Source organism: Oscillibacter sp. KLE 1745 (assembly GCF_000469445.2).
GTDB classification, from domain to species: Bacteria; Bacillota; Clostridia; order Oscillospirales; family Oscillospiraceae; genus Oscillibacter; species Oscillibacter welbionis.
The window spans coordinates 8642-22024 of the sequence record NZ_KI271655.1 but is presented as its reverse complement, the minus strand read 5'-3'; the positions used below and the strand labels follow the sequence as shown (position 1 = coordinate 22024).

Annotated in this window: 14 protein-coding genes; 10 read left to right on the top strand and 4 right to left on the bottom strand. The window is 61.8% G+C overall.

All coding sequences use genetic code 11. From position 1 onward, the window contains the following. The first annotated feature begins 645 nt into the window (after positions 1 to 645). The 7 genes from HMPREF1546_RS00960 to HMPREF1546_RS00930 all read left to right on the top strand — a co-directional run bounded on the left by HMPREF1546_RS00960 (position 646) and on the right by HMPREF1546_RS00930 (position 6616). Positions 646 to 1023 carry a hypothetical protein gene (locus HMPREF1546_RS00960; protein WP_021747750.1) on the top strand — a complete coding sequence of 126 codons (378 nt, stop codon included), beginning with the start codon at positions 646 to 648 and terminating at the stop codon, positions 1021 to 1023. A 208-nt stretch (positions 1024 to 1231) separates the two neighbouring features. Beyond that, the gene (locus tag HMPREF1546_RS00955; RefSeq protein WP_021747748.1) at positions 1232 to 2278 is read left to right on the top strand and encodes a hypothetical protein; all 1047 of its coding nucleotides are present in this window, start codon (positions 1232 to 1234) and stop codon (positions 2276 to 2278) included. Continuing rightward, a complete protein-coding gene (locus HMPREF1546_RS00950; RefSeq protein ID WP_021747747.1) occupies positions 2275 to 3306 on the top strand; it encodes an FAD:protein FMN transferase in 1032 nt (343 codons plus the stop codon). Before HMPREF1546_RS00955 ends, HMPREF1546_RS00950 begins: the two co-directional genes overlap by 4 nt. A gap of 27 nt (positions 3307 to 3333) precedes the next feature. Further along, positions 3334 to 4641 (top strand): electron transport complex subunit RsxC, encoded by a 1308-nt coding sequence (gene rsxC, locus HMPREF1546_RS00945; protein WP_021747746.1) that lies wholly within the window; start codon positions 3334 to 3336, stop codon positions 4639 to 4641. Continuing rightward, positions 4638 to 5612 carry an RnfABCDGE type electron transport complex subunit D gene (locus tag HMPREF1546_RS00940; RefSeq protein WP_021747745.1) on the top strand — a complete coding sequence of 325 codons (975 nt, stop codon included), beginning with the start codon at positions 4638 to 4640 and terminating at the stop codon, positions 5610 to 5612. Before rsxC ends, HMPREF1546_RS00940 begins: the two co-directional genes overlap by 4 nt. Continuing rightward, positions 5609 to 6148: an FMN-binding protein gene (locus tag HMPREF1546_RS00935; protein ID WP_021751592.1), complete on the top strand. Its 540-nt coding sequence runs from the start codon at positions 5609 to 5611 to the stop codon at positions 6146 to 6148. Before HMPREF1546_RS00940 ends, HMPREF1546_RS00935 begins: the two co-directional genes overlap by 4 nt. Positions 6149 to 6154: 6 nt before the next feature. After that, a complete protein-coding gene (locus HMPREF1546_RS00930) occupies positions 6155 to 6616 on the top strand; it encodes a hypothetical protein (RefSeq protein ID WP_021747743.1) in 462 nt (153 codons plus the stop codon). A gap of 466 nt (positions 6617 to 7082) precedes the next feature. Here HMPREF1546_RS00930 and HMPREF1546_RS00925 read toward each other — a convergent pair whose 3' ends face one another. Together HMPREF1546_RS00925 and HMPREF1546_RS00920 are read right to left on the bottom strand one after the other, a co-directional pair. Continuing rightward, entirely contained in the window at positions 7083 to 7964 is an 882-nt protein-coding gene (locus tag HMPREF1546_RS00925; protein WP_021747741.1) for a hypothetical protein, read from the bottom strand. After that, a complete protein-coding gene (locus HMPREF1546_RS00920; protein ID WP_021747740.1) occupies positions 7909 to 8703 on the bottom strand; it encodes a protein-ADP-ribose hydrolase in 795 nt (264 codons plus the stop codon). Before HMPREF1546_RS00920 ends, HMPREF1546_RS00925 begins: the two co-directional genes overlap by 56 nt. Before the next feature lie 350 nt (positions 8704 to 9053). On the opposite strand from HMPREF1546_RS00920, the gene HMPREF1546_RS00915 reads away from it, so the two are divergent. Next, entirely contained in the window at positions 9054 to 9386 is a 333-nt protein-coding gene (locus HMPREF1546_RS00915; protein WP_021747739.1) for a helix-turn-helix domain-containing protein, read from the top strand. Positions 9387 to 9537: 151 nt separating this feature from the next. Here HMPREF1546_RS00915 and HMPREF1546_RS00910 read toward each other — a convergent pair whose 3' ends face one another. After that, positions 9538 to 10467, bottom strand: coding sequence for an AEC family transporter (locus HMPREF1546_RS00910; protein ID WP_021747738.1), 930 nt, complete (start codon positions 10465 to 10467; stop codon positions 9538 to 9540). Positions 10468 to 10687: 220 nt separating this feature from the next. Between HMPREF1546_RS00910 and HMPREF1546_RS00905 the strand changes: the two genes are divergently transcribed. Both HMPREF1546_RS00905 and HMPREF1546_RS00900 read left to right on the top strand, forming a co-directional pair. Next, entirely contained in the window at positions 10688 to 11008 is a 321-nt protein-coding gene (locus HMPREF1546_RS00905) for a rhodanese-like domain-containing protein (protein WP_036629468.1), read from the top strand. Between the two features lies 1 nt (position 11009). Further along, a complete protein-coding gene (locus tag HMPREF1546_RS00900; RefSeq protein ID WP_021747736.1) occupies positions 11010 to 12701 on the top strand; it encodes an FAD-dependent oxidoreductase in 1692 nt (563 codons plus the stop codon). 59 nt (positions 12702 to 12760) lie between these two features. Here HMPREF1546_RS00900 and HMPREF1546_RS00895 read toward each other — a convergent pair whose 3' ends face one another. After that, entirely contained in the window at positions 12761 to 13150 is a 390-nt protein-coding gene (locus HMPREF1546_RS00895) for a hypothetical protein (protein WP_021747735.1), read from the bottom strand. Between the last annotated feature and the right edge of the window lie 233 nt (positions 13151 to 13383).

The window sequence follows — 13383 nt, the reverse complement described above, 5'->3', positions numbered from 1 at the left end:
CCACAGCGGCAGCTGCCGCTGTGGGCCTTGTTATTTTAGTGCCGTAATTGTAAGATTTCCTCCAGTTCCAAAAAGCTATACGCGGATCTGCCAGTTTTTCTATGAAGGGACGCGCCTCCTCCCGTTTTACGGCGAACATGATACCAGAGGCCGTACCGGAAGTCGGTATGTAGAAAAACGTATACGCAAGTTCTTGATTCCGCAAAGGTTCTATCTTTCAATACCATCTCAAACGGCTCAGATAGTGCATGTCTGTATTCCTTCCGGAACAGCGGCATGGAATTCCATACCGCTGTCGTTCTAAAAATACTTCTCTTTTTCTGTCAGGGTCTCATTTCCGATGATATTCTCTAAACTGTCCCATTTTTAGCTGATAGCTTCGATTCCCGCCCCTGGTCACGATGGCCCCCTGAAATCAGATCATTCAGATAATCTCTTGTACAGGACGGCTTCAGGCCAATAGACTCTGCAATTTCCGATGCTTTGCTTCGGAATGATCGGCCAGGTATGTCATGATGGTCTCTTCCACCCTTACACTTATCGCTGTTTTTCTTAAGGAAGAGCTCCAGCAGAGTCCCCTCCGGCTCAAACCGCTCTGTGATTACAGGCGCCATACGTGAAAGATATTGCGATGCCACTGCCGGCATGTTCGCCGACATCAATGAGGCTGTATATTTTCAGTATCATCCCATTGCGGGAATCGAAGACGCCACCTCTCTTTGCCTCGTTGATTTCCATGCGAACACTACTGGGGTTCGCCATGGTGATGGCGTCCCATTCTTTGATGACCACTCCGAGTCCCGGCAGCTCGCTTCGGGAGCCCTTGATTCCCATAAGAAACATACTGTCAAGGCCCGGCGGATGTTGCGCCGCAAAGGCAATGGCAATATCATACCGCAGAAATTTGAATCGTTTTTCCCGGTTCTATTGCAGAAAATCGCCGCACCGGACAGCGACAAAGCCGGAAAAGCCCCCGAAAACGCGGAATGCTTTTTCCTTTTGAGTGGAGCGATTGTTTCTTGACGGTTTCTTTTGTGAAAGGCTTTCAATTTTCACAGCTTCTTTCCAAGAATTCGGATATCTTTTCCACTTTTTATAGAATTCGTTGAAAATACTTTACAGGATACACGCTTTTTTGATATGATAAAAAAGTAACAAATCAGAAGTACTATGCTCATTTCTGGGAGCTCATCTCTACGCCGCATCAATCCCAGGATCGGAGGAAAATCGGATGAAAAAATTTTTAACAGCGATTTTAGTCGCAGCAGCTCTTTTCACAACTGTCGGCTGCAGCGGCCGGCCCGCCACGACAGCGGATGTTCTCCAGAGTTCCGCGGATGCGGAGGAAGGTTCGTCCCATGACAGCCAGGGCAGCCTCCGCACCGGCCTCTATGCGGTGGGCTCCCTATCCTCCAGCGCCAGTGCGGGAGAGGAGGACGGTCTGATCCAAACGGATGTGACGATCGTCGCCGTCACCGTGGATGAGACGGGCGTCATCACTGACTGCGTGATCGACGCCGTACAGGCAAAGGCAAATTTTGACAGCCAGGGCCAGCTCCTCACGGATCTCACCGTCCCGGTGCCCAGCAAAAATGAACTGGGCGCTGATTACGGCATGGGCAGCATCAGCGGCATCGGAAAAGAGTGGAACGAGCAGGCCCAGGCTCTGGCGGACTATGTAGTGGGCAAGACGGCCGATGAGGTGCTGGGCATTGCCGTGGATGAGGCCACCAAGCCCGCAGAGGCGGACCTGGCCTCCAGCGTCACCATCTCCATCGGCGGCTTCCAGAACGCCATCGCGGAGGCGGTGGACCGCGCCCAGCCACTGGGCGCTCAGGCCGGAGATGAGCTGCGGCTGGTGACCAGCAATTCCATGGCCGCCGGCAATGCACCAGAGGGCGCCGCCGGCATGGTGGAGACCAATGTGAACATCGCCGCCGTGACCATGAACGGAGATGCCATCACCTCCTGCGTGATCGACGCCGTGCAGGCCCAGGTCAGCTTTGACGGCCAGGGACAGCTCCTCACGGATCTCTCCGCCCCGGTGCCCAGCAAGAATGACCGGGGAGCGGACTACGGCATGGGCGCCGTCAGCAGCATCGGCAAGGAGTGGAATGAACAGGCGGCGGCCTTTGCCGCCTATGTCACCGGCAAGACCCTGGACGAGGTGGCGGGCATCGCGGTGGATGAGGCCACCAAGCCCGCAGAGGCGGACCTGGCCTCCAGCGTCACCATCTCCATCGGCGGCTTCCAGGCCCTGCTGGAAAAACTCCGGTGAGGCTCCGGCTGCTGTCCCTGCTGCTCCCCTGCCTCCTTCTGACCGCCTGCGCCGCTCCGGAGGAGGTGGAGACGAGGCCCAAGCAATATCAGGCGACCTTTCTGGACGTGTTCGATACAGTGACCACGGTCATGGGCTATGCGGAGAGCCAGGAGGACTTTACAGAGACGGCGGAGATGGCTCACGATCTGCTGCTGGAATACCACCAGCTCTACGACATTTACAACGACTATGAGGGGATCCATAACCTCAAGACCGTCAATGACCAGGCGGGGATCGCCCCGGTGACGGTGGATGCGCGGATCCTGGACCTGCTGCTCCTGTGCCGGGACCTGTATGCGGACAGCGGCGGCAAGGTGAATGCCGCCATGGGGAGCGCCCTTCTGCTGTGGCACGAGGCCCGTGAGGCGTCCGTCAACGACCCGGAGCATGCCTATCTCCCAGAGGAGGATGCTATCCAGGCCGCGTTGGAGCATACCTCCTTTGACAATGTCGTGCTGGATGAAGCGGCCTCCACGGTGTATCTGACGGACCCGGCACAGCGCCTGGACGTGGGGGCTGTCGCCAAGGGGTACGCCGCCGGTGCCGTGGCCGCCGCACTGCCGACGGGCATGGTGCTGAGTTTGGGCGGCAACGTCTGCGTCACGGGCCCCAAACCCGACGGCAGCCCCTGGGTGATCGGCGTCCAGAACCCTGATGGGGACGACACGGAGTATGTCCAGCGCCTGGATATCACCAGCGGCGCAGTGGTCACCAGCGGGGACTATCAACGGTATTACACGGTGGACGGCGTCGCCTACCACCATATCATAGACCCGGATACCGGCTGGCCCGCCCGGCATTACCGGTCCGTGACGGTCATCTGCGCGGACTCGGGGCTGGCAGACGCCCTCTCCACGGCGGCATTCATCATGGATGAGGAGAGCGGCCGGATCCTGCTGGAGACGTATGGCGCAGAGGCGTTGTGGGTCTACGCAGACGGCTCCGCCTCCTGGACGGGGGGCTGTGACGCCTATTTTCATTCATAAACGGAACATGAGGAGAGGTGAGATCATATGCTGCGAAAGCAAACCTTCTGGGGTGGCGTCCACCCCGCGGGGCGCAAGGAGCTGTCCAGCGGAGCACCGCTGGAGGACTGCCCGCCGCCGCGGGAGGTGGTCATTCCGCTGCTCCAGCATATCGGAAAGCCCTGCACGCCCCTGGTAAAGGCCGGGGACCATGTGGACATGGGGCAGAAGATCGGTGACGGCGAGGGACTGTGCGTCCCTGTTCACGCCTCGGTGTCAGGCACTGTGAAGGCCGTGGAGCCCCGGAGCCACCCCAGCGGCCAGCCCCATCTGGCTGTGGTGATCGAGAACGACTTTCAGAACACCTACCACAGCGCGGTCCCGCCCTGCGCCGACACGGATGCCCTGGACGCCGACGCCTTGATCCGCCGCATTCGAGAGGCCGGGCTGGTGGGCATGGGCGGTGCCACGTTCCCCACCGATATCAAGGCGAACATCGGGAAGGTGGAGACCCTGATCGCCAACGCCTGTGAGTGTGAGCCCTATATCACGGCGGATGACGCCCTACTCTGCACGGATGCGGACCGGGCGATTCGCGGACTGCGGCTGCTGCGGCAGCTGCTGAAGCCCCGGCGGACAGTGATCGCCATTGAGGACAACAAGGAGCGGGCCGTTTCGATCCTGACGGACAAGCTGAAGCAGCAGGACGAGGTGGAACTGGTCGTGCTGCCCACCCGCTACCCCCAGGGGGCGGAGAAGCAGCTCATCCAGGCAGTCACCGGCCGCCAGGTCCCCTCCGGCGGATTTCCCAAGGATGTGGGGTGTGCGGTCTTCAACATCGCCACCTGCGCCAGCGTATGCCGGGCCGTGGCGGACGGGGAGCCCATCCTCCGCCGGATCGTCACGATCACCGGCCACGGGATCAAGGAGCCGAAAAACCTGATCGTCCCCATCGGGACGCCTTTCGCCCACGCCATCGAGGCGGCGGGCGGCCTGCAGGGGGATGTGTGGAAGGTCATCGCCGGAGGCCCCATGATGGGCCGTTCCCAGGCGGATCTCTCCACGCCGGTAATCAAGGGCACCAACGCCATTGTGGCGCTGACCAACGCCGATGACCTGGAGTCTCCCCACCCCTCCTGCATCCGCTGCGGCAGGTGCGTGTCCGTCTGCCCGATGGGGCTCCAGCCGCTGTACCTCTATCGCTTCTCCCGCTGCCGGGATGTGGGAATGCTTCGGCAATACAGCATTCTGGACTGCGTGGAGTGCGGCTGCTGCGCCTACACTTGCCCGGGGAAGCTGCCCATCGTGGCGGCGATCCGGGAGGGAAAACAGCGGGTAAGGGAGGAACCATCATGAGGTTTGCCATGTCTTCATCCCCGCATATCCGCTGCGGCGACAACACCCGGCGGATCATGCTGGACGTTTTGATCGCGCTGCTGCCCACCCTCCTGGCGGGAACGATCTTCTTCGGGCTCCGCTGCCTGCTGCTTGCGGCGGTATCCATTGCGGCCGCAGGATTGGCCGAGGCGCTCTGGAGCAAGCTTACCGGCCGGTACCAGACCGTGGAAGATCTCTCGGCCGCCGTCACGGGGCTGCTGCTGGCGCTGACGCTCCCGGCCACCGTGCCCTATTGGATGGCGGCGGTGGGTGCGGTGTTTGCCGTCATTGTAGTGAAGGCTGCCTTCGGTGGCCTGGGCCAGAACATTTTCAATCCCGCGCTGGCGGCCCGCGCCCTGCTGCTGTTGCTGTTTCCCGCGTCCATGACCCGTTTCGCGGCCCCTGGGGCATCCGTTCCCCTGGACCTGGGCTCCGCAGACGTGGTCACAGCCGCCACGCCCCTCCACAGCATGGTGATGCCCGCGCTGCCGGACGTCCCGCTTTCGGAGATGTTCCTGGGCAGCATCGGTGGGTGTATCGGTGAGGTCTCCGCGCTGGCGCTGCTGATCGGGGGCGGATATCTGGTGGTCCGCGGGGTCATCAAGCTGCGGATCCCCCTCAGCTATCTCGGAACGATGGCGGTCCTGAGCTTCGCCTTCGCACCGATGGAACCGCTTCGGTGGATGCTGTACAGTCTTCTGGGCGGCGGGGTCCTGCTGGGGGCCCTCTTCATGGCCTCGGACTATGCCACCTCCCCCGCCACACCTGGCGGGCAGGTGCTCTATGGGATCGGCTGCGGCGTGCTGACCGTGCTCTTCCGCTCCGTCGGTCTCTACCCGGAGGGCGTCACCTACGCGATTTTACTGATGAATGCCGCGTCCTGGCTGCTGGAGCGCTTCACGCCCACCCGCCTGTTCGGCGCGCCGCAACGGAAAGGAGGCCTTCGATGAAGGCAAAAGAGCTGCTTGTCAGTGCCGGTTCCCTGCTGCTTGCCGGCCTGATCCTGGTAGTGGCTGGGAATGCCGTGGCTCCCGCCGCGGCCGCAAACGCCGCAGCGGAGCAACAGGAGATGATGGAGACCCTGCTTCCCGGAAGCACGGTCTTCACCCCGGAAGAGGACACGGGGACCGATGCCAATATTACGGCCGTCTGGAAAGGGGAAGGCGGCTGGATCATAGAGACCACTGTGGACGGCTATGCCGGCCCCATCCGCCAGTGGACCGGTGTGGACAGCAATGGCCATGTAACAGGTTTGGTGGTCCGGGACATGGAGGAGACCTTCGGCCTGGGCCGGAACGCATTGACGGACATTGATTTTCTGGTACAGTTCGTCGGCACCTCCGGAGAGGCGGAGGTGGGCGGTGGTGTGGACGCGATCACCGGCGCCACCGTCACCTCGCGGGCGGTTGCCCGTGGCGTCAGTTCCGCCTGCGCGTATGTCACCGGTGCAGATGTCAGCACGTCTGCGACAGAGTGGGGAGGTTGATGCTGTTTGAAAAAGATCATTGTATCGCCGCTGTGCACGGCGTCCATCTGCCTTTCCGTGACCTTGCTGGCAGCGGGTCTTGCCGCCCAGATTGCAGCGGCGCTGGTCCCCAACATCATCCTGCCCGCGCTGGACATTCCCACGCTGGCGGCCCTCTCTCTCCTCGCGCTGGTCCTGGAGGTGATCCTCTTTGGGGAGAACCACCGGTTCTGGGCAACCTCGCTGATCGTGGGCACTGTGGCGTTCGGCGTGCTCTCTCTGTGCGCCGGCAGTGTGCCGACGGTGCTGGACGTGCTGCGGGTCGGGATCCTGGGCGGCGCTGTGTTCCTGATCTGTGAGGTGCTGCTCCACTCCATCCTGGACCGGATCTCCTCCGGCGCCGCGGGCAAGTACCCCAGGAGCATGGCTGTGGTGTCCGCGCTGCTGCTGTGGCTTGCTGCACAGATCCTGATGAGTATTGGGATTTAAAACTGCGGTCGGGGTTCCCATACGGCAGGGCAGCGAGCTGCGTGGATCGGTTCGCCGGTACAGTCCAGCTGTTCTGCAAGCCCGGACTATCCGTTCCGGTACCGGTTGTATGCGGAGCACCGGAAGGCCGAAGCCGCCTGGAAAACCCTCCATCGCTAAAAAACAAGGGCCTCCGGCATCTTGCCGGAGGCCTTTTTCATATCCCTGAGAACTGCCGTGAGCTGTGAAAACATCGGACCGCAGCGAAGGATTGGGCGGCAACGTGATCCCGCAAGCTGTGTGTTCTTGTCAATACCGTTGCAAACGCGGCTTTGACGCAAGCCGTTTCAGCTGCCGGCAGGCATTTGGGGATGGTAGTCCATTTTCCCGTGGAGACCCCACCGAGTCTTCCGCACCTCTGTCCCATTTACACAGGGATCACCGGCAAGCAGGGATTTCAATGCGCCTCCCCGGGTGGGGGAAGGTCTCAGTGCTCCAGCAGGGTGAGTCGTTTCAGAATATGTCCGATGTCCGCAGGGATGCAGACAGACCGCCCCCGAATCTCCGGGGGAATATAGGACTCCTTCTGATTGATACAGGCATAGGCAGCGCTCCGGTTCTCCAGGGTCATCTTCCAGAAGGGATACTTGATGATGCCCGGGGTGTTGCCGCCCACCCCCAGCTCCAGGAACAGCAGCCGCCGTCCCCTGTGCCGCCGTAGGAAGTCCTCGTACCGCCGGGCGGCGGCATACCAGCCCGCATCCTGGACGAAGGTATCGTCGCACCGCAGGTTCATGGCCATGGGACGGCCGCACCTGGGGCAGCGTGGCACCAGCTCCGTGGGGATCCGCATGTCCCTCTGTTCTGCAAACATTTTGCGGACGGTCTCCTCGTTGTCATAGGTCTCCTGATGGCAGGGCTTGGAGCACTGCCACAGGCCATAGTCCCCCTGGGTGTAGAACAGCCGCTGCTTGTCGAAGCCCGCCAGCTGGAACTGGTGGTCCACATTGGTGGTCAGGACAAAGTAGTCCTTGTCCTTTATCAGCTTCAGCAGATCGCCATATACAGGCTTCGGCGCCTTTTCATAGCGGTTTACCAGGATCTGCCGGCTCCACCAGGCCCAGTACTCCTCCAGGCTTTCAAAGGGATAGAATCCGCCGGAGTACATGTCCTGGATGTCGTACCTGGACTGAAAGTCGCTGAAATACCGCCGGAACCGTTCGCCGGAGTAGGTCATCCCCGCAGAGGCGGACAGACCCGCCCCCGCCCCGACCACCACTGCGTCCGCAGAGGCCAGGGCCCCCTTCAGCTGCTCAATCGGGTCCGAGGAGACGGCGGTAGATGGCTGCGTCCAGGTCTTTGAAAACATTGAAGATCACCCTTTCTACGGAAGTTGTCTGCTGCTCCAGAAATTCCCGGACCGTTCTCACGGCGATCTCGGCGGCCTCCTGGTTTGGAAAGTGGAACTCCCCGGTGGAGATGCAGCAGAAGGCCACACTGCGGAGACCATGCTCCGCGGCTAGCGCCAGGCAGGAGCGGTAGCAGGCGGCCAGCTCCCGCCGGTCCTTCCAGGTCACCCATCTGCCCACGATGGGCCCTACGGTGTGGAGCACATACCGGGCCGGCAGGTTATAGGCACATGTCAGCTTGGCCCGGCCGGCGGGCTCAGGATGCCCCTGGGCCCGCATGATTTCTGCGCACGCGTCCCGGAGCTGGAGCCCCGCCGCCGAGTGGATGGCGTTGTCGATGCAGCCGTGGCAGGGAGCGAAGCACCCCAGCAGGGCGGAGTTGTCCGCATCCACAATGGCGTCCGCCCGCAGCCGGGTGATGTCCCCCTGCCAAAGGATCAGGCGGGGATCTCCTGCAGTGGGCGGCAGGGCATCCCCGTCCACCACGCCCTTTTCCTCCCGCTCGGTGGACAGGAGGGCATCCTGGACTTCCAAAAATTCAGGGGCTAGGGGCATGGGCGGCCGGACATTCATCAGAGAGCGGAGCAGCCGCCGCTGCGAGATCTCATCCGCCGGAAATGATTCCGCCTGCTCCCGGTACTGGGGCATTTCCGCCAGGAGGGCTTGATTCAAATATTGTACCTGTTCCCTGCGATCCATGGGTCTCCTCCAAAGGAAAGATTCATTGTACGGTCTGATACCGGAAATGCCAGAGCGGAAGCCTGCGCAGAGCGCTCTCCCAGGTGCTTACAGAGGGCGTCCCCTTCTGCGGGAAAGCGCAGGCTGCTTCACCCCTTGCTTTCTATTGTACGGCGGGATTCACCACTCGTAAAGTACGCACAATGCTGTGACATAGGCACCGGGAGGTAACCAATGGGCTGCGGGGCTTTCCACGGGGCGAAATTTCTCATCGCCGCCCCATGGGAGCTTGACAATCGCTCTGCAGGTACCATAAAATATGGATGATATCAGAGGATTTGAAGTGATCGGTATACAGGAGGGACCTGCAGATGGCAGCCGCGGCAAAAGAACTTCCGGCCTGTCCGGTAGAAACCACGCTGACGCTGATCAGTGACAAGTGGAAGGTGCTCATTCTCCGGGATCTGATGCCGGGGACAAAGCGTTTTGGAGAATTGAAGAAGTCCATCGGCTCGGTCAGCCAGAAAGTGCTGACGGCCCAGCTCCGGGAGATGGAGCGGAGCGGCCTGCTGACCCGTACGGTCTATCCGGAGGTCCCGCCCCGCGTGGAATACACGCTGACCGACCTGGGGTACAGCCTGAAACCCATTCTGGACGCCATGAGGAACTGGGGCGAGGCGTATAAGGCCCAAAAACAGGGGTAGCCCTCCCTCAGCGTCAAGCCGCCTGCTTTGGCGGCCTTTGCGGGGCGGTCCCGAAAGAGCCCTGACCCAGCAAAAAACAGACTGCTCATGCAGTCTGTTTTTTGGATCCCGCCGTCCCGCAGCGGCAGGGCCCGCAAAGGTGCAGGCTCCCTCAAAGGGGAAACGACTCCATTACCAGAGTCAGGAGCGGGATCGTCAGGATCGAACACAGGGTGGAGGCAAACGCGATCTGCGAGGCAAAGACGGCGTCGCAGTCATACTTGTCCGCCAGAATAGAGCCCGTGCTGCCGGCGGGCATCCCCGTCATCAGGATGCAGACATTGGTCAGCGTCGTGTCCAGGTGGAGCGGTTTGAGCAGTACGCACAGCAGAAGCGGGTACAGGACCAGCCGCAGGCAGGTGTACCACAGAACAGGCTTTGAGAACATGGAGCGGATGGGGGCGTCCGCCAGGATTGTCCCGATGACGAACATGGAGACCGGGACGGTGCAGCTGCTGACCGAGGCGACGGCGCTGTCCAGGAAGCCCGGCAGGGACACCGGAGCGGCCATCAGGAGCAGCCCCGCGAAAACGGCGATGATGCAGGGGTGGCGGACCAGCTTGCGGAAGGCGTCCTTCCTGCTGACGCTGGTGAAGAGGGACAGCCCCGCCGTCCACATGGTGAAGCGGAGCGGGATCTGGAACATGGACGTGTAGATCACGCCCAGATCCCCGAACAGCAGGCGGGCCACCGGCAACCCCACAAAGCTGGAGTTGGAACAGATGATGCCGTAGGAGAGAACGCTCCTCTGCTCCCGAGGGTACTTTCGGAAGAGCAGCTTGCTGCCGTATATGGACATCAGCTGGATGACTGCGGAAAGTCCAACCGCCAGCAGGCAGTTCCGGGCGAAGCCGTCTGGGAACACCATCCCGCCTAAAAAGGACTCGACGATATTGCAGGGCAGGATCACATCGATCAGCAGGTCGGAGAGCATCTTCCGCCCCGCCGCGTCGATGATCTTCAGCTTTTTGATGAGTACGCCCGTCAGGATCAGAAGGAACATCGTCTCCTGCAGGGACAGCATCTCCCAGAAAAACTCCATCCGCACGCCTCCTGTCCGGTCCCCCGCAGGCCCCGGTCTGTATTGTTATTCATTATATACCACCCAGACGGGATTGCAAGCGCCGGACACTTCTGTGCTTTTGTCACAGAAATCCCGGTCGGCGTGTGGTATACTCTTTTTAAAAGAGCCGCCGGACGGCCCGGCTCCCGGTGCCGGGAGCCTCGCCGCAGCAGCGGCGCGGACAGAAAGGATGCGTATGATGGGATTCTTTGGATTTCTGCAGCGGCCGGACCTGGGACAGGGGCTGGAGCGGTTTGCCGCCACGCCGAACGCCCTGCTGCTGGACGTGCGCACACAGGAGGAATATGCGGACGGTCATATTCCGGAGAGCCGGAATCTGCCGCTGCAGACGTTGGGGCAGACAGAGCTTCTGCCCCCTGCCCGGGAGACGCCCCTCTTCGTCTACTGTCTCAGCGGCGTCAGGAGCCGTCAGGCGGCCGGCCTGCTGCGGCGCATGGGGTATACTGATGTGACGGATCTGGGCGGCATCTGCAACTATCGTGGAAAGGTGGTCAAGTGAGATGAAAGTCATCATTGTAGGCGGCGTGGCCGGAGGCGCCACCGCCGCGGCCCGGCTCCGCCGGCTGGACGAGACCGCGGAAATCGTGGTATTTGAGCGGTCCGGATATGTATCCTACGCCAACTGTGGTCTGCCCTATTACATCGGCGGCGTCATCACCGACAAAGAGGAGCTGACGCTCCAGACGCCGGAGAGCTTCTGGCGGCGCTTCCGGGTGGACATGCGGGTGCGCCACGAAGTCACGGCCATCCACCCGGCAGAGAAGACCGTGGACGTGCGGAATCTCGCCACCGGCGAGACCTTTACCGAATCCTATGACAAACTGGTCCTCTCCCCCGGTGCCCGGCCCACCCAGCCGGCGCTGCCCGGCGTAGGGATCGACCGCCTGTTCACCCTCCGCACGGTAGAGGACACCCTGAAGATCCGGGAATTCATCGAACAGCACCATCCCCGGTCCGCGGTGCTGGCCGGCGGCGGCTTCATCGGCGTGGAGCTGATGGAAAACCTGCGGGAGCTGGGCATCGACGTCACCGTGGTCCAGCGGCCCCGCCAGCTGCTGAATCCCCTGGACGCGGACATGGCCGCCTTCCTCCACGCCAAGCTGCGGCAAAAAGGGGTGCGGCTGCATCTGGGCTGCACTGTGGAGGGCTTTGCCGCCAACGGTGACCGGGTCAATGTGCTGCTGAAGAACGAGGCGCCCCTCACCGCCGACATGGTGGTGCTGGCCATCGGCGTCACGCCGGACACCGGCCTCGCCAAGGCGGCCGGGCTGGAGCTGGGGATCAAGGGCAGCATCCTGGTGAACGACCGGATGGAGACCTCCGCGCCGGACATCTACGCTGTGGGGGATGCGGTACAGGTGAAGCACTTCGTCACCGGGCAGGACACCCTCCTCTCCCTGGCGGGCCCCGCCAACAAGCAGGGGCGCATCGCGGCGGACAACATCTGCGGCGGAGACAGCCGGTATCCCGGCTCCCAGGGCAGCTCCGTCATCAAGGTATTCGATATGACCATCGCCACCACCGGCGTCAATGAGAAGACGGCAAAACAGGCGGGCATCGACTGCGACAAGGTCTACCTCTCCCCCATGAGTCACGCCGGATACTATCCCGGCGGCAAAGTCATGACCTTGAAGGTGGTGTTCGAGAAGGGCACATACCGCCTGCTGGGCGCGCAGATCGTGGGTTACGAGGGTGTGGACAAGCGGATCGACGTGCTGGCCACGGCCATCCATGCGGGACTCTCCGCCCTCCAGCTGAAGGATCTGGATCTGGCCTACGCGCCGCCCTACTCCTCCGCCAAGGATCCGGTGAACATGGCAGGCTTTATGATCGAGAACCTGTCCCATGGGCTGGTGGAGCAGTTCTTCCCGGAGGATGTGGACGCCCTGCCCCGGGACGGCAGTGTGACGCTGCTGGACGTGCGGACCCCCGGCGAGTACGCCGACGGCCACGCGGAGGGCTTTGTTAACCTCCCGGTGGATGACCTGCGGGAGCGGCTGCGGGAAGTCCCGGTAGGCAAGCCGGTGTACGTTATCTGCCAGAGCGGCCTGCGGAGCTATATCGCGTGCCGCATTCTGGCCCAGCAGGGATTCAAATGCTATAACCTCTCCGGCGGCTGGCGGCTGTATGAGGCGGTGGTGCGGGACCGGACCGCCGCACAGGAGGCCTGGCCCTGCGGGATGGAGAAGTAAACAGGAAAACGCAAGCCACCCGCTGCCTTTGCAGTGGGTGGCTTCATCCGTTATTTGTCTCAGCAGTCGGACGCGTGTTGATCTGCGGCCTTCTGCGGGTCTGCGGGGTGCGCCGCCCTCTCCTGCCGCAGGGCCGCCAGAATGCCCAGGAACACCGTCCCGCACATATAGAGGTACTGAAACCCCTCATCGCCGCCGCTGGAGTTGAACAGGTGAATGGAGGAGGGATCGTCATCCGGAAACACCAAGACGCCGCAGTACCGCAGCAGTCCATAGGCCATCCCCGCAGCCAAAAGGGCTAGTCCGATCAAAAGGCATACTCTGACACCCCGCCGGAAACGCAGAGTCTTCCGCTGCAGGCCCCAGCGGGCTGCGGCAAAGCAGAGGATGCCGTAAGGTACAGACAGCGGCAGAAACATCAGGGCCATCACCAGAAACAGTTTCAGCATACGACCTCCCTCATCGGTTATGCTATCCTCTCCGGAGCGGGAAGTCAACGGCACGCCTTCAGCGGGGTATCGCGTTTGCCGTCTATCATCCCGGCCCAACAGACCGGCGGCGCCACTACGCCGTTCAAGTATTTTGCCGAAGACAAAACCTTGGCGGGACAAGTTCGCCTCCTACACAAAAAAACAGGACACCCAAAGCTGGGTGTCCTGTTTCACTCTGGAGCGGGCAACGA